The organism is Novipirellula caenicola (assembly GCF_039545035.1).
In the GTDB taxonomy this organism is placed as follows: Bacteria; Planctomycetota; Planctomycetia; order Pirellulales; family Pirellulaceae; genus Novipirellula; species Novipirellula caenicola.
In genome coordinates this window covers 46,550-63,061 of the sequence record NZ_BAABRO010000007.1, presented here as the reverse complement: position 1 = coordinate 63,061, position 16,512 = coordinate 46,550, and the positions used below count along the sequence as shown (strand labels likewise).

Sequence of the window (16,512 nt, the reverse complement as noted above, 5' to 3'; positions counted from 1 at the left end):
CTGTGGCGAGCGGCAAGCTAGGTTGCGCGGTCGCCCTCACCCGAACGAGGCCGAAAGGCCCGTTCGACCTCTCCCAGCTTCGCCGGGAGAGGTGGCTGGAAGATTGCGCAACCTACAAACCACTACAAGCTCAAAAGCTTAGCTGTTCGACAGACTAGCTCTGTTGCAATGCTGCGGCGAGCTGTTCGTAGGTTCGCTTGGAATCGATGTTGCTGCCGCGATTGTCCAACGCGATTTGGTAAAGATGTTGGCCGCATTCGGTCGGGTAATTTCCGGTCACACAAGCACGACACAACTTTTCTTCGGGCAGTCCAATCGCACGCGCAATCGCGTCGACGGGCAGGTAACGTAGCGAATCGGCTCCGAGATCATCGGCCAATCGCTGCTGGGACTCGTCGCTCAATTCGCCGTTGATGCCAAAGTATTTTGGTGCGATCAACTGATCGATCGTACTCATGTCGATCCCGTAGAAGCAGGGCGCGACGATCGGCGGACAGGCGACACGAACATGGATCTCTTTGGCGCCGCCGACTTCGCGGATTCGGTCCAACAAGACGTTCATCGTGGTACTGCGGACGATCGAGTCTTCGACCAAGATCACCGTTTTGCCTTCGAGCACTTCGCGAAGCGGCGTGTATTTCGCTGATGCCTTGGCCTTTCGCGCGCCGCCACCTTCGATAAACGTTCGGCCGGCATAGCGATTTCGAATCAAACCTTCGCGGCAGGGGATCGACAACTCAAACGCCATCGCGTCGGCTGCCGCTTTGCTGGTGTCAGGCACCGGAACGATGATCGTGTTTTCACAATCCAATGGCACACGACCAAGGGCGCGTTCGGCACGAGCTAGTTCTTCGCCGAGATGCGTACGGCTCAGATAGACACTTCGATCATCCAACGTGCTGGCGACGTTGGCAAAGTAGATCCATTCAAAGAAGCAGTGGGCGGGCGATCTTTCTTCGGCAAAACGCTCGATCCGAAATCCCGTTTCGGGATGGATGATGATCGCATGCCCAGGAGCCAAGGATTTGATTTGGTCATCGGAGAACCCCAGATTCAACAGCGCCACACTTTCGCTGGCGGCGGCAAACAATGGGCCTTCGTTGGCGTAACACATCGGTTTGACACCCAATGGATCTCGCGCGACGATCATCTCGCCTTCGGCGGTCAACAACGCCAAACTGTAAGCCCCATCAAAACTGGCCGTGGCTTCACGCAGCACATCGATCCATTCCATTCGATCGGGTTTTTGGCTCAACAGACGACCGAATTCGTGCAAGATGATTTCGGTGTCGGTATCGAGCGACAAATGATGATCGCCATCGGCGAGCAGTCGTTCTTTCAGCAGACCGTAGTTGGCCAATTGGCCGTTGAAACAGAAACTGAACCATTTCCGTTTGTGAATATGTTTTCGCTCGAACGGTTGAGCGTAACTGCGGTCATCTTGGCCACAGGTGGCGTAGCGAACATGGCCGATCGCGGCGCGTCCGGCCAAATGTTTCATCAAGGATTCGGATTTAGCACGGTGATTCAACCGAAAAACTTCGGTCACCGTACCGACGTCCTTGCGGGTTCTCAGAATCGAAGGACGTGCGGGATCAAACGTCGTCATCCCGGCAGCCAATTGGCCTCGATTTTGGATATCCAGCAACATTCGAGGCAACAACCGCGAGATGTGGCGTGGCCCATCGGAGGTACACAGCGGGCTTCGGCCGCGTCCCGACAGGTGGTAAATGGCAGCAACACCACACTCGTGATGTAATTCGCTCATATCAGATGCTTCGTTCTGAGGAAGATGAAGAGGCGGATGGTTCGGCTAAAGGAGCAACGATTCTCGATCGATGCTGCTTCATCAAGTCTACATGAAATGTACGCTGGGCTTCCAAGGTCGTCGATTCCCCAACACAATTCAATCTTCTTGCGGTGGCATGAAGCTGCTATTTCCTGGTGAAAAGGGCGACGTGTTCCGCATCCATTGCTGAAATTTACCAGCAATATGCAGTCTGACTCGCCCGTACGCAGGGCCGCACCTCTTATTTCCGAACCCTCCGCAGCCTCACAACGGCTGCCCATTTTAAAGTCATCAAGGAATCGTTTTTCCGATGAACCAAGCTGAAAACGAGTATTTAGCGCACCGAAAATCTGCGATCCAGCGAGCACGTAGTGTCGTGGTGAAGGTGGGGACGAGGGTCCTCACCACCCCCAACGGCAAACTGGACCGGGATCGTATCGAGAAACTTTCGGCGCAACTTTGTCGCATCGCCGACACGGGGCGGCAAACCGTCATGGTCAGTAGCGGCGCGGTCGGCGCCGGCGTCGGCAAGCTGGGGCTGACGACGCGGCCCAAAGTCGTCTCGCAACTGCAGGCCGTTGCCGCGATTGGCCAAACCGACCTGATCCAGGCCTACGAATCGAGTATCGCCGCACGTGGCCGTCATGCCGCTCAAGTCTTATTGACTGCATCGGACCTTCGCCGCCGCAGCGCCTACCTGCACGTTCGAAATGCGCTAAGCCGCATCCATGAATATGGCGCGATCGCGATCGTCAACGAGAACGATTCGGTGGCGGTGCGTGAATTGACAACGACGTTTGGGGACAACGACCGGTTGGCCGCCCGTGTGGCCGGACTGCTGACCGACACATTGCTGATCATCCTTTCAGATATCGACGGGCTGTATGACGGGCCGCCGAATGATCCCAACAGCAAACGAATCGAATTGGTCCCACGCATCGACGATTCGATCCTCAGTCTTGCCAAAGACAAACTGAGCAATGTCAGCAAAGGGGGCATGACCAGCAAATTGGAAGCGGCAAAAATCGCCGCCTCCCACGGCCACACGGCGATCATCGCACCCGGGCATGACGACGCGGTGCTGGACAAGATTTTTGCATGTGAAAACGTGGGCACTCTTTTTCTGCCGACCGAAAAAACGATCAAGGGACGACGTCGCTGGATCGGAGGTTCGGCCAAAGTCGAAGGGGTTCTGCATATCGATGCCGGAGCAGCCAAGGCGGTCTGGGAGAATGGCAAAAGCCTTTTGCCCGTCGGCGTCAAATCGGTCAAGGGAACGTTCAAACGAGGAGCCGTGGTGGCGCTGCACGATCCCAACGGCAACGAGATCGCGCGTGGGCTTTGCAATTACCGCTCAAGCGAACTCGAAAAGATCCTAGGCAAACCGAGCGACCAAATCGGCGAGTTGATCGGCCACTGTCCCTACGAGAATGTGGTCCACCGCGACAACCTCGTGCTGACTCGCAACGGCGAGTTCGCGTAGCCAGCCGCTGGCGAGACTGACCGCCTACTTGCCCAGCGGCACGTAGGCGTAGCCTTCGGTTTGCAGATTGACCAAAGACGTCAGTGCCGACACGGCGACGTCGGCGAACACCACGACCTGGTCCGGCTTGGCCTTGCTACCAATCAGCGACTGGCCGCAAACAAAGATCTGAACGTCGGCTTCGTGCAGTGCCTGTAAACAATCAAGATTGGGATTGCCTTTGGTTTGAAACCGAGCGGCATAGGCGTCATCGTTCAAAATGGTCAACGTCGCATCGCCGTGAAGGACAACGGCGATGTCGACCTGGGCCGGCTTCTTGCCAGCACCTCGGTAGATGTTGACAAAGCGAGCGACCTTATCCAACGCAGAGTTCAGTTTGTCCGGCTCGCCGCCTTGGGTGACATCGACAACGATGCAGCTGCCGTCGCGAGGTTGCTGCGTAGCGTCCGGCAGCGAGACGACTTTGCCATACTTGGCGATCGCCGGGTGCGAATACTTGGGCGGATCCGCCGCTGTCTCTTCTGGCACGGGATGATTCTTCATGGCTTGCGGGAACCCTTTGGCAACAAAACCAGAAACAGCTTGGGCGTGAGCTTTGATTAATTTTACGATATACGGGTCATCCGATGTTTCGGTGACGCGAACGCCCTTGTCCGTGTCGACGCGGACCATTTTGATCTGATCGGTATGGCGAAAGATTTCCGCGAACAACGGGTCGCGCATGCGAATCGGCTTGGTCTGTTCGACCCGGTACTGCATCCAGCGCACGTGCACCTTCGCGCAATCTTCACATTTCCAACATCGGATTTTCGCCAAGCTTTTACATAATCCCGCTCGATCAACCGATCGCAGGGTTTGGCTTCTCTTCCTGCGCGAGCATGGAACGATTGTCGCTTCCACTCACTCCTCTGTTCTTTTGCTGGTACACATAATGACCTGTAAAACGGGCCTGATTCGATCATTTTTGAGCATTGGAATTGCAACGTTGGGTTTGGGCGGTGCAGCGGTCCCCGCGGCAACGCCTGAGATTGAACTGATTGGAAAAGTCGCGATCGATGGCGATCAACACGACCTCAGCCACGATGACACCCCGCTTGAAGACGGCTCGCCGTCAAACCAATTCGGTGGTCTGTCGGGGATCGAATACACCGGCATCGGCAACCGATTCTTGCTGCTGGCCGATCGCGGGGCGGGCGATGGCGAGGTGAACTATCAGTGCCGTTACCATGAAGCCGAAATCACCGTCGACCCAGCATCAAAATCCATCGGCTTCGCGCTGAAAACGACGCGAATGCTCAGCACACCGACCGGCGAACCGCTTGTCGGTTCGATCGAGGCCCATGAAAAGTGCTTGAATTCTCCAACCCCACATCCCGTTTGGACCGCGTTTGATCCTGAGAGCGTACGACTGTTGCCCGACAAGTCGCTGTTGATCAGCGACGAGTATGGGCCTCATATCGTTGTCGTTGACGAGTCGGGACGGATCTCGAATGAATTCACGGTGCCCGACAAGTTCCGTTTGCGAGCGGTGGAAGACGGCGTCTATACAAAGGGCGTGTACAGCAACCGCGGTTTGGAAGGAATCGCCGTCACCCCGAGCGGCAGTCGCATGATCGCCCTTCCGCAAAGCCCGCTGATCCAAGACGCGGTGATCGAAAACGGATATTGCATTGGACTGAATTGCCGCTGCGTGGTCTTTGACGGCAATCACAACTGCATAAGCGAAATCGTCTACCAATTAGACAACCTTGCCAGCGGAACGAGCGAGATCTTGGCGGTCGACGAAGATCGCTTTCTCGTGCTTGAACGTGACAGCAAGGCCGGGCGTGAAGCCAAGACGAAAGCGATCTTCTTGATCGACACCACCGAGGCCACCGACGTGACGCGAATTGAATCGCTGCCTAAAACGGACCTGCCGTCGTCGGTGACCCCGGCACACAAGAGCCTCTTTATCGATTTGCTCGACCCCAAATTTGGATTGGGGGGCGAACACGCTCACGAGAAACCCGAAGGCCTGTGCTGGGGACCTCGCTTGCCCGATGGTCGCCGCACGCTATGGGTGTGCTGTGACAACGATTTTGAGAAGTCGATCCAAACCGAAATCTACTGCTTCGCCATCGACGGCTTGGACCGCTAAGGACGTCGACTTTAGAAACGACGTCTTGGGTCATCGCGAAGCGAGTCAAGAGTTTCGATTTGCTTGGCGATTCAGGAAAGTTTTGGCGGCTTGTTGATTTGGTCGTACGACGGACTAGGAAGTCCATCATACACCCCTCGCTGCAGGAAACTGCACTAAGTCAACAAGCCGTTCACGGTTTCCGATGCGGGTCGAAAGTCTTGACGACTTCCGCTACAGGGATTGCGGGTCGAAAGTCTTGACGACTTCCGCTACAGGGATTGCGGGCCGAAAGTCTTGACGACTTCCGCTACGGGGATTGCGGGACGAAAGTCTTGACGACTTCCGCTACGGGGATTGCGGGGCGGTTAGGCGGCGCGGCGAATGGCTTCGTCGCGGTGGCCTAGCACGTTCTCTCCGATCCAAGTGGTTGCTTTTGCGGTGGCACCGCCGCCAGCGTGCTGTTGACACAGTTCGTCAATCGTTTTGAGTGTTTGACGATAATAGAATTCGTCGTGCAGCATCGCGCCAACCGATTGCGTCAGAAAATCAACCGCCGGCTGAGTGGATCCGACCGAGATGAACTCGGGGAACACTTTGCGAGGACTCATCAAGTTCGGCAGCGTGATCGAGTCCAGCTTGACCACCATTTTGGCAAATGCGTACAGAAACCGGCCGATCCGGTAGGTGACCGCGGCGGGAGTTCGCCGCGCCATCAACTCTAAACTGACCGAACCGCTAACCATCATCGCACACCGTGCCGCTTCGATCACTTCGCTGGTGCGATCGACATAAAATTCGATCGGCAGATCGGCGTCCGCAGCGGTCAATTGATTGCGGCACCATAAACAGTGACGATCGCGATAGGCTGCGACCAGAAATTTTGCGGACGGCTCGGACTTGGCCAATTGACGAATCGACTCGAGCATCACGGGCCATGTGCGATGAACTTCATGAGTCCGTGAACCAGGCAGAACGGCGACCAGTTGATCGCCCGACTCGCTCTGCTTGGCAAATCGCGATAGCAATTGTTCGTCGAGTTCCGCCAATGCGACCGCGTCAAAGAACGGGTGCCCGACGTAGGTGGCAGGGATGTTGTGTTGGGTAAAGTAGGTCTGTTCGATCGGCAGGACGGTCAATACATGATCGACTAACCGACGCATCTTGCGTACTCGCCAACCGCCCCAAGCCCACAATTGGGGCGGGCAGTAATAGTAGACTGGAATGCCGTAGCGTTTGGCGCGTTTGGCGATGTGCCAATTGAACCCAGGAAAATCGACCAACACGACCGCATCAATTTCGCCTGATCTGAAAATCGCCTCGGCTTGATCGGCGAAGCCAAAAAACTCGCGAAGTTTTGGCAGGACTTCGAGGATTCCCACCACGGCGTGTTTGGTCAGATCCAATTCGATCTCGCAACCGGCGGCCTGCATCGCTTCGCCACCGAAACCGGTCGTTTCGATTTCGGGATACGATTGCTTCAAATGCGTGATCAACCGAGCGGCATGTTGATCGCCACTGGGTTCACCAACAGAAAAGAAGATGCGTTTGGACATGTCTTCGCGGGATCGGGTTGGTGAAACGAGGCGACCGGAGGGGATCGGAACGCGTGCAATTTTTCGATAGACATAGCTAGAAAATTCGCGAGTCCGCGTCAATGCGAATAGTTGCGTCCCGATTGAAATTGATTGATAGCAAACAATCGATGAAAGCAAAAAAAAACGACCCGGTCAGGGAAATTCCCCGACCGGGTCGTTTAGGTCACGTCTAATAGCTTAGTGGGCTACCTTTGTAAGCATTTTTCAGCGAACGTAGCTTGCACTAGCTTGAATGACGCGACGCTTGGTGGTCACGCTGGCACTTGGATCAACGATCGGTGCTGGTGGCATCGGAGCTGCGTCCATTGCTGGAGCAGGAGCCGATTGATAAGGAGCCGATTGGTAGGGAGCAGGAGCTCCGCATCCGCAGCCGCTGTCGCATCCGACGTCGCAGCCGCTGTCACAACCTTTGTTGCAGCCGAGGTTTCCGAACAACTTGGTCAACAGACCAGGTCGTTTGCAACCGCTGTCACATCCGCTGTCGCAGGTAGCAACTTCGCAGCCACAGGTAGGAGCTTCGCAGCCACAAGCGGGTGCAACTTCGCAGCCCGAGTCACATCCGCAGCTCTTCTTGTGCGAGAACAGCTTCGACAGCAAACCGCCGCAGCTCTTCTTGCCACAAGCCGAGTCACATGCGTTGACTTCGCAGCCACATTCCGGTGCAACTTCGCAACCACAAGCAGGTGCTGGTTCACATCCGCCACAGACGGGTGCTTCGCAACCGCAAGCGGGCTCAGCACATCCGCAAGCCGATTTGTTGTGACCGAACAGGCCGCAACCCAGCTTCTTGCTGCATGGTGCTTCGCAACCGCAAGCGGGTTCTGCACATCCGCAAGCAGGCGTTTCGCAACCGGAGTCACACACGGGTGCTTCGCAACCGCATGCTGGCTCGCCGCAGTGGCCGCCGAGCAGCTTGTGGCCGCCCGAAAGCAGGCCGCAGCCCGATTTTTCGCAACCGCATGCAGGAGCTTCGCAGCCGCATGCTGGTTCTACGTCACAGCCACAAGGGCTGTCACAGTCATATGTTGGTGCATCGCAGCAGCTTGCAGTGCTGCCACAGCCTTTAATGCCAAGCATTCGATCCAACAGATCGAATCCAAAGCTTTGGCTACAAATTGAACTACCCAATACGAGGGTCAAAGTTAAGATTGTCCGCTTCATTGGAGCCACGTCTCCCTTTATGCCATTTTCTGCGGGGTGTTGGTCGGCATTTCTTTAAAGAGGTCTGATCGTTCGTTTTTCAGGTAAGCAGAAGATCCAGTCGTCGAACGAAGTCGCCGACGATCACACCTTATTACTGTTTCAACAAACCCTAACGGTTTCGGGTGCGAGCACCCGGCCCGCCGACTTCGTTAGCTTGTTGTGAACCTGAAACCATCACCGCCGCGATCCGAGATGAATCTGATCGTGGCAGGGATGCACTCGAACGATCGAGTTCTTTTTGGGTCGAAATACCTGGTCGCTTCGACATCCGATATCAAAGCCTTCTATTTTGCCTCGCCAAATCCGACGTCACCTTCGTTGATGTGAAGCCTTCGTTAGCGGGACAATAACGATATCGGCGCTCGGTGCCTCGAGAATCAGTGATCCGAGCGATTTTCAGCCGCTTGGAAGGGTTTGACGGCTAGGTAAACCCGACTCCATATTCCAGCAAATCCGACTGTGACCATTCTGCGCATGGCATCTTAAGTAAGATCGGTATAAACTAATGGGAATACGAGGTTTTGCCGCCATTTTTCCAGATTGGCTAAGCCCCATTTCCGCTTTCCCCCCGGTGCAACGCCCTCTGCCCGAACTTTTGAATCCCCCCACGACGCCACTTTGGTTCGAATGAACTTAGTGGCAAGCAATTACCCCCCGACGATTCGCCGTTGTGCTCGACCATCAGCGAGCCATCCCCCCCAAACGAACCGCCATCCCTACGATAGTCGCAGTGAACCGAGCGAAAACGGCCCCACAACTCGTTGATTTGACAGCATTGCCTGCGGTGCCGTGCCCGTGTGGCACCGCGCGTCGCGCATTCGCCGATCGCCCCGAGTTTCCCGGCACAGTCCATTTAACGCAGATCACCCAATCCGCTCGCACGCACTACCATAATGAACATGTTGAGGTTTACATCGTACTGGAATGCGAAAGCGATGCAGCGATCGAACTCGATGGAGTCCTCCACCCGGTTCGCCCTTTAACTGCTATCCTGATCCCGACGGGCGTACGTCATCGGGCGGTTGGCGAGATGAAAACGGTCATTATCAGTACTCCTAACTTTGACGCGAGCGACGAACACTTTGACCCGCAGTGAAGAATCGGATCGGTCAATTCCCCGTAAATGACGGGTAATTGACGCGGACCGATGTCCCGGTGGCTCGACACGCCGAGTACGGCACGGCTGAACCGCCCCCGTAAAACGCCCAAGCGATTTGTCGCAGAACACGAACAACCACAACGACCTTTCCCTCAAGAGAGTTTCGATGCCATCTCTGTTTCAAACGCCGTCGCTTTTCCGAAAGCGCGAGAGCTGGTTAGCCAGTTCGATGCTAGCCCTGCTGATCGTTGCCATTGCCGCGATCAGTGTTCCGCAGTCGGCCCAGGCGGAAAACGCCGATTGGCCTTATTGGCGAGGACCTCACTACGACGGTTCCGCCAAAGCAACCAATTTGGCCGAAGACTGGGATCCCGATGGGGGCGACGGCAGCAATGTGCTGTGGAAACGCGAAGACATCGGCGGCCCCTGCACGCCAATCGTGATGAACCAGCGGCTCTACACGATCCAGCGAGCGTTGCCAGGAACCGAGCGTGAATCCGAAAAAGTGGTCTGCTTGGATGCCAAAACCGGCGAGACGCTTTGGGAAAACCAATACAACGTTTGGCTTTCCGATGTTCCTGCCGAGCGAATCGGATGGAGCAGCGTCGTCGGCGACCAGGAAACCGGCAACGTCTATGTGCTAGGCGCTTGCGATATTTTCCTGTGCATCAACGGCGAAACCGGTGAAACGGTATGGCAGATTCCGCTGCACGAACAATTCGGAATGCTCAGCACCTACGGCGGGCGAACCAATTTCCCGATCATCCACGAAGATTTGGTGATTATCAGCGGGATCATCATCAATTGGGGCGAATTTGCCAAACCAAACCATCGATTGCTGGGATTGGACAAACGAACCGGCGAAATCGTCTGGTTCAGCGGCACCCGCGACTTGCCGTACGACACCACCTACTCGGCTCCGAGTTTGGTCACGATCGAAGGCCAACGCCAACTGATTCTGGGGGCAGGCGACGGTGCGATTTGGGGCTTCCAACCCCGCACAGGCAAACCGCTGTGGAACAAACAGATTTCCCGCCGCGGAATTTACGCCACGCCGCTGGTGGTGGGCGACAAAGTTTTCGCCGCCCATAGCGAAGAAAACGTCTCGGGTAGCTCGATGGGGGCCATCGTCGCCATGAAAGTCTCGGGCACCGGGGATGAAACCAAGGTCGAAGAACTGTGGCGTCGCGAAGAAGTCGTCGCCGGTTACAGCGAACCCGTGTTTGTCGATGGCCGCGTCTACCTAGTCGACGACCGCTGTAAAATGTGGATCTTTGATGCGGAAACCGGCGAAACGGTCGTCGAACGTAAAGCCTTTGTAGGCAGCCGCCAACGCAGTGCCCTGCTGTACGCCGACGACAAAATCTATGTCTTGACCGAAAACGGCCGCTGGGCGGTCGTCAAACCGACCGAAGACGGATTCGAGGTGCTGAGCAAGGGACGTGTCGATGACGCAGACTTCGCAGGATCGCCAATCGTGGCCGATGGACGATTGTATTTCCCCAGCTCCAAGACGCTGTACTGTGTCGCCACCGAAAATGGCAGCCAAGAGAGCGTCGACATGGCCAGCACGATGGGTGATGAGACGCCGGTTTCCGAGAATCCCGATCTCGCTCAAATCTTGGTCGTTCCTGCCGAATCGATTGTCCAGCCGGGTGAAACGGTCCAATTGAGCACTCGTTTCTTCAATCGGCTCGGTCAACCGTTGGACGTGGATGCCGACGTGACCTTCGAAGTCCAAGGGGCAGGCAAACAGGGGGCGGGCAAAATCGAAGGTTCGACCTTTACCGCTGACGCTGACGCCTCGCACACTGGCGTCGTGATTACCGCCAGTGCTGGCGATGCGACGGGAACCGCCCGTATTCGCATCGTTCCCCCATTGCCATGGAAATTCACGTTCGATGGTTTGAAAGACCCACCGGTGTCGTGGGTCGGGGCCCGTTATCGTCACGTGATTCGTGACGTCGATGGATCGCCAGCGCTCGTAAAAATCTCGACCATTCCCAAGGGAGCACGTAGCCGAGCGTGGATGGGGCCGAGCGATCTGTCGGAATACACGATCGCGGCGGACGTTCGCGGGGCTCGCGACAACGACAAGCTGCCTGACATCGGATTGACCGCTCACGGCTATGTACTGGACTTGATGGGCCAGAGCCAACAGCTTCAAATCCGAACCTGGTCGGCTCAGCTTCGCATGGCGGAAACGATCGACTTTCCATGGAAAGAAGACACCTGGTACCGCATGAAATTCCGTGCGGAAATCGAAAGCGAACCACCGGCATCGGTCACCGTGTTGAAGGGCAAGGTTTGGCCTCGTGACGAACCCGAGCCCAAAGAATGGACCATCACGGCCCGTGACGAGTCCCCCAATCTGAATGCGAGCCCAGGTCTTTACGGGAACGCCAAGGACGCTGAAATTTACATCGACAACGTCGAAGTCACAGCGAACGAATAGCACGTTTGCCGAACGTCACTAGAATGAGGACATCATTCGAACGAATGCTCGGCAAGGAACAACGCATCAGCAAGGCCGTTTCGAAGCGATTCGATCTGCCTTGCTCCCCTCCCTCCCAAAATAAAAACCTCTCGCTCCAAAACGCTTCCAATATGAAAAAGAATGAATTGTCCGCTTGGACGCTGATTTTCGGTGCTACCGTTTTTGGCAGCATTACGGCGGTCGCCCTCAGTGGCTGTAAGCCGCCTGAAGCTCCCGGTTCGATCGAAATCGAAGCAGACGACTTGGATCTGGATATCGACGAAGGTGCTGTCGAGTCGAGCAATACGACTGCCGCAACGGTGGAAACCCCCGAAGTGGAAATGCCCAAGGCAGAGTCGCCCAAAGCGAAATCCCCCGTCGTCGAAGAAACGACTGTAACCGAGCCAGCCGAAGCGAAAGCGGAAAAGGCTAAACCCGAAGACGCTAAACCTGAAGACAGTGCCAAATCCGAAGCGGCCAAACCGGCGGCGAAAATGCTGGTCAGCACCAAAGCGGACACCAGCGAAAAGATTTCGCCTGAAAAGGTCCTCAACGCCGGCGGCGACTGGCCACAGTGGGGCGGCACCCGTTTGCGTAACAACACGCCCAACGTCAAAAACCTTCCCGAGTCGTGGGACATCGGCAAGTTCGACCGTAAAACGGGCGAATGGGACAAAGAGAAATCCGAGAACATCCGCTGGTACGCCAATTTGGGTAGCCAAACCTACGGCAACCCCGTCGTTTCGGGCGGCAAGGTGTTCGTCGGGACCAATAACGGAGCGGGGTACCTGAAACGCTATCCGTCCAACGTCGACCTTGGTTGTTTGTTGGCATTCAACGAATCCAACGGCGAATTCCTGTGGCAACACAGCAGCGAGAAACTGATCACCGGCCGCGTCCACGACTGGCCGCTGCAAGGCATCTGTTGTGCATCCATGGTCGAAGGCGACCGGTTGTGGTTCGTCACCAGCCGTGGCGAAGTCCGCTGTGTTGACACCGAAGGCTTTCACGATGGCGAGGACGACGGTCCGGTCAAGGACGAAGTCGCGAACGTCACCGAAATCATGAACGCTGGTCCTGGCGCGAAACCGTACGCCGACACGTTGGCTGCATTGGGCGAAGGCAAATTGTCCGACGCTGCCAAAGAATCGCTTGAAACCGCAGGCGAGGGTCTCGAGGGCGACGCGACAGTCAAAACCGTCACCGAAGGCAAAGTTTGGAGCGTCACCGGCAAATTCGGCGGCGTCGATCGCACGATCACCGTCAAAGCGATTGGCCCGAAATTGATGTTCACCAAAACGCTTGGCGTCCACGACAAACGCGATGCCGACACGATCTGGGTTTACAACATGATGAGCGAACTCGGTTCGAGCCAGCACAACATGTGCTCGTGCAGCGTGACCTCCTACGGCGATTTGTTGTTCGTCAACACCAGCAACGGGTTGGACGAATCGCACATCAATTTGCCTGCTCCCGACGCGGCCAGCTTTATCTGTTTGAACAAGAACACCGGCGAACTCTATTGGACCGACAACGCGCCGGGCACCAACATCTTGCACGGACAATGGTCCAGCCCGATGGTGGCGGAATTTGACGGAGTCCCTCAGGTCTTGTTCGCCGGCGGCGACGGCTACTTGCGTAGCTACCGAGCCGACCAAGGCAAAGATGGCAAGCCCGAGCTACTGTGGGAATTTGACGCCAACCCCAAAGAAACCAAGTGGATTCTTGGCGGCGAAGGCACTCGCAACAACTTGATCGCCACTCCGGTTGCCTATGACGGATTGGTCTACATCGCGGTCGGGCAAGACCCCGAACACGGTGAAGGCGAAGGCCATTTGTGGTGCATCGACCCGACCAAACGTGGCGACGTTTCGCCTCAGTTGGCGGTCAAGATCGAAGCCGATGGAAAACGAACCCCAATTCCTCACCGTCGTATTCAAGCAGTCGATCCCAAGAATGGCGAAGCGGCAGTGGACAACTCCAATTCCGCCGTGGTGTGGCACTACAGCATGGCCGACCAGAACGGTGACGGCGAATTCGACTTCGAAGAAAAGATGCATCGCAGCTGCGGCACCGTGGCCATCAAAGATGACATCCTTTACATCGCCGACTTCTCGGGATTGGTGCACTGTTTGAACGCCAAGCCCAAAGAGGACGGAACGCCGACGGTTTACTTTACCTACGACATGTTCGCCCAAAGCTGGGGCAGCCCGCTGATCGCCGACGGACGCGTGTTCATTGGGGACGAAGACGGCGACGTTGCAATCTTTGAATTTGGTCCCGACAACAAGGAACCTGTCGAAGAAATCAACATGGGAACCAGTGTTTACAGCACCCCAGTAGCCGCCAATGGCACGATTTACATCAGCACGAAGGACAAATTATTCGCGATCGGCAAGACCGACGAATAACCGACGTAGGAAGTGAACTTCGGCCAAAGCTCGCTTGAGCGGTAAAAACCGGTGCCCTAATGCAAGTCGCAGCCCCTCGAAAATCGGGGGTCCTGCGACTGTTCCATTTTGCAACCGCCTTGTCGTACTCTGCGACATGGCTAATCTCTAAAGTTTCTCAGTATCGGCAACCTCGTTCGCATCGCCCCATTTGTTCGGGGGGCAGGACGCGGGACCCCGAAGTGCATAAAATTGGTTTGATGATGTCTAAGTTGCTCGTGGATTGCGGAAATTGCGGTCCAGACTTCAATTCGATTCGGCGAATGGTCTCTTCGAACTTCAAAGCCTCGGTGGTTCAAACCCATGGCCTCGAAGACACCCTCGAGACGCTTCGCACCCGCAAAGTCGATCTTGTTACGGTCAATCGCAAACTCGACCGCGATTATTCCGATGGACTCGAAGTCCTAAAGGCAATCAAGGCGGATCCCGAAGTGGGTTCGGTCCCCGTCATGTTGGTGACCAATTACGAAGAACATCAACAAGCATCCGTCGATGCCGGGGGCGTGCTCGGTTTCGGAAAGTTATCAATCGATGACAAGAAGACACGTGAATTGCTTGAGCCGTATCTGAGCGAGTAAAACGATGACAGGTCCTTTTCGCAAACTGCTTTCCGCCAAAATCCATCGCGCGACCGTGACGGGCGCCGATGTCGATTACGAGGGCAGCGTGACGATCCCTCCGGAATTGTTGGAGGCCTCCGGCATTTGTGCCTATGAATCGGTGCACGTATGGAACGTGACCCGCGGCACTCGGCTGGAAACCTACGCGATCCCCGGCATCCCAGGGTCAAGCGACGTGTGCATGAACGGCGCGGCGGCCCATTTGGTGCACCCGGGTGACCGAGTCATCTTGGCGACCTACACCATGGTCCCCGAAGACAAGGTGGCGGAGCATCGTCCACGGTTGGTGTTCGTCGACGCCGAGAACCAAATCAAGCATTTGGGGCCCGAAGTCGCTGGCCCCCAGCGACGTGACGAAGCTGCCACCAGCCCAACGCCGGAAAACACCAAAGCGGTGCAAACCGCAAAGGGCTGCTAGGTGCAACACGCTTCGGGCATGCTTTGGGTCGCGATTCTCGTCGGTCTCGCCGCAGGTTGTGTGCTTGGGGTGCAACCGAGCGTCAATGGATCGCTGGGCAAAGCGGTCTCGCACCCCTATCAAGCGGCATTGATCTCGTTCGCGGTCGGCACCGGGCTGTTGTTGATTCTGTGTCTTTTCACCGGTGTTTTCCCTCCCTCATTTCAATCGTCGCCTGGGCAATTACCATGGTGGATCTGGTCGGGCGGGGCGATCGGAGTGGTGGTCGTCACGACGTCGCTGTTCTTTGTCCCCCGCGTTGGCTCGGTTCCATGGTTTGCTGCCATCATGACAGGACAAACGTTGGCGGCTATTTTACTGGACCACTACGGATGGCTGGGCAATCCGCAGGCGTCGGCGTCGCCGCTGCGGATGCTGGGCGTCGGATTGCTGGTGGCCGGCGTTTTGGTGATTGCCCAAGCCAAACGCAGTGAACAGGCAGCCAAACGCAGTGAGTTGGCTGCCCAACGCAGTGAACAAAACGCTGAACAGACCGCGAAGGTTGGCGACCCAGCGTCGCCAATTTCGACTAATCCGCGTTCATCCCCGGTCGTCGAATCGACGAATTCCGAGTAAACAGAGTCTAAACCGCGGGAATTAAGGTTGAGGCAAAACAGCCCGAAAACTATTTTATGGCGAACCCACACCCGCCAATGACCGGAAAATGAAGTACCGACAACTCGACAAAATCACCTCCATTGAACCTGGAGTCCGAATCACGGCAGAGCGAACCCTCGGCGCCGATGAAGAATATTTGCTGGACCATTTCCCCCGATTTCCGGTCATGCCGGGGGTAATGATGCTCGAAGCCCTGCACCAAGCGGCGATTTGGATGATCCGCACCGGTGACGGTTTTGAGAGCGCGTTGGTCACGCTGAAAGAGGTCCGCGGCGTCAAATTTGGCGACTTCCTTTCGCCTGGGGAAACGCTACAAATCAACGCGGAAGTGGTCAAAACCGAAGGCGATTTGACCACGGTCAAGGCGACGGCGCAGAAAGAGGGCCGCACGACGGTTTCGGCTCGTCTGGTGCTTCAGCGTCGTTCTTGCAATGATCCTGAACGATTAAAAACCGACGATGACGTTCGCCAGCGTGCAAAAAAGCAATTTGACGAACTGTTTGGCTCGATTGATCTGATTCCGGCCGAAGCTGCGAGCTAGGCTTGAACGAGTCGCGACGAGGCTCGGTGTCCAACGCCGGCCCCCCCGAGAGACTCCAAAAA

General features: G+C 56.2%; 14 protein-coding genes. 10 read left to right on the top strand and 4 right to left on the bottom strand.

The annotated features are described in order from the left end of the window. Positions 1 to 154: 154 nt before the first annotated feature. Positions 155 to 1,768 carry an amidophosphoribosyltransferase gene (locus ABEA92_RS15315; protein ID WP_345684724.1) on the bottom strand — a complete coding sequence of 538 codons (1,614 nt, stop codon included), beginning with the start codon at positions 1,766 to 1,768 and terminating at the stop codon, positions 155 to 157. Between the two features lie 331 nt (positions 1,769 to 2,099). Between ABEA92_RS15315 and proB the strand changes: the two genes are divergently transcribed. Continuing rightward, positions 2,100 to 3,272: a glutamate 5-kinase gene (gene proB, locus ABEA92_RS15310; protein ID WP_345684723.1), complete on the top strand. Its 1,173-nt coding sequence runs from the start codon at positions 2,100 to 2,102 to the stop codon at positions 3,270 to 3,272. A gap of 24 nt (positions 3,273 to 3,296) precedes the next feature. Here the strand turns inward: proB and ABEA92_RS15305 are convergent, their stop codons facing one another. Then, on the bottom strand, positions 3,297 to 4,046 hold the full coding sequence (locus tag ABEA92_RS15305) for a DsrE family protein (protein ID WP_345684722.1): 750 nt from the start codon (positions 4,044 to 4,046) through the stop codon (positions 3,297 to 3,299). A gap of 157 nt (positions 4,047 to 4,203) precedes the next feature. Here ABEA92_RS15305 and ABEA92_RS15300 point away from each other — a divergent pair, with 157 nt between their 5' ends. Beyond that, positions 4,204 to 5,409, top strand: coding sequence for an esterase-like activity of phytase family protein (locus tag ABEA92_RS15300; RefSeq protein ID WP_345684721.1), 1,206 nt, complete (start codon positions 4,204 to 4,206; stop codon positions 5,407 to 5,409). 347 nt (positions 5,410 to 5,756) lie between these two features. Here ABEA92_RS15300 and lpxB read toward each other — a convergent pair whose 3' ends face one another. Together lpxB and ABEA92_RS15290 are read right to left on the bottom strand one after the other, a co-directional pair. Continuing rightward, positions 5,757 to 6,944 carry a lipid-A-disaccharide synthase gene (lpxB, locus tag ABEA92_RS15295; RefSeq protein WP_345684720.1) on the bottom strand — a complete coding sequence of 396 codons (1,188 nt, stop codon included), beginning with the start codon at positions 6,942 to 6,944 and terminating at the stop codon, positions 5,757 to 5,759. 246 nt (positions 6,945 to 7,190) lie between these two features. Then, a complete protein-coding gene (locus ABEA92_RS15290; protein ID WP_345684719.1) occupies positions 7,191 to 7,430 on the bottom strand; it encodes a hypothetical protein in 240 nt (79 codons plus the stop codon). Positions 7,431 to 7,645: 215 nt separating this feature from the next. Between ABEA92_RS15290 and ABEA92_RS15285 the strand changes: the two genes are divergently transcribed. From ABEA92_RS15285 to ABEA92_RS15250, 8 genes are all read left to right on the top strand, one after another. Further along, positions 7,646 to 8,053: a hypothetical protein gene (locus ABEA92_RS15285; RefSeq protein ID WP_345684718.1), complete on the top strand. Its 408-nt coding sequence runs from the start codon at positions 7,646 to 7,648 to the stop codon at positions 8,051 to 8,053. Positions 8,054 to 8,919: 866 nt separating this feature from the next. Continuing rightward, the gene (locus ABEA92_RS15280) at positions 8,920 to 9,285 is read left to right on the top strand and encodes a cupin domain-containing protein (protein WP_345684717.1); all 366 of its coding nucleotides are present in this window, start codon (positions 8,920 to 8,922) and stop codon (positions 9,283 to 9,285) included. Between the two features lie 169 nt (positions 9,286 to 9,454). Continuing rightward, a complete protein-coding gene (locus ABEA92_RS15275; protein WP_345684716.1) occupies positions 9,455 to 11,743 on the top strand; it encodes an outer membrane protein assembly factor BamB family protein in 2,289 nt (762 codons plus the stop codon). Between the two features lie 152 nt (positions 11,744 to 11,895). Next, positions 11,896 to 14,175: an outer membrane protein assembly factor BamB family protein gene (locus tag ABEA92_RS15270; RefSeq protein WP_345684715.1), complete on the top strand. Its 2,280-nt coding sequence runs from the start codon at positions 11,896 to 11,898 to the stop codon at positions 14,173 to 14,175. 302 nt (positions 14,176 to 14,477) lie between these two features. Further along, positions 14,478 to 14,792: a PleD family two-component system response regulator gene (locus tag ABEA92_RS15265; protein WP_345684714.1), complete on the top strand. Its 315-nt coding sequence runs from the start codon at positions 14,478 to 14,480 to the stop codon at positions 14,790 to 14,792. 4 nt (positions 14,793 to 14,796) lie between these two features. Further along, positions 14,797 to 15,252, top strand: coding sequence for an aspartate 1-decarboxylase (gene panD, locus ABEA92_RS15260; protein ID WP_345684713.1), 456 nt, complete (start codon positions 14,797 to 14,799; stop codon positions 15,250 to 15,252). Further along, the gene (locus ABEA92_RS15255; RefSeq protein ID WP_345684712.1) at positions 15,253 to 15,867 is read left to right on the top strand and encodes a DMT family transporter; all 615 of its coding nucleotides are present in this window, start codon (positions 15,253 to 15,255) and stop codon (positions 15,865 to 15,867) included. It abuts the gene before it with no gap. Between the two features lie 88 nt (positions 15,868 to 15,955). Continuing rightward, positions 15,956 to 16,450: a 3-hydroxyacyl-ACP dehydratase FabZ family protein gene (locus ABEA92_RS15250; protein WP_345684711.1), complete on the top strand. Its 495-nt coding sequence runs from the start codon at positions 15,956 to 15,958 to the stop codon at positions 16,448 to 16,450. Positions 16,451 to 16,512: the final 62 nt, after the last annotated feature.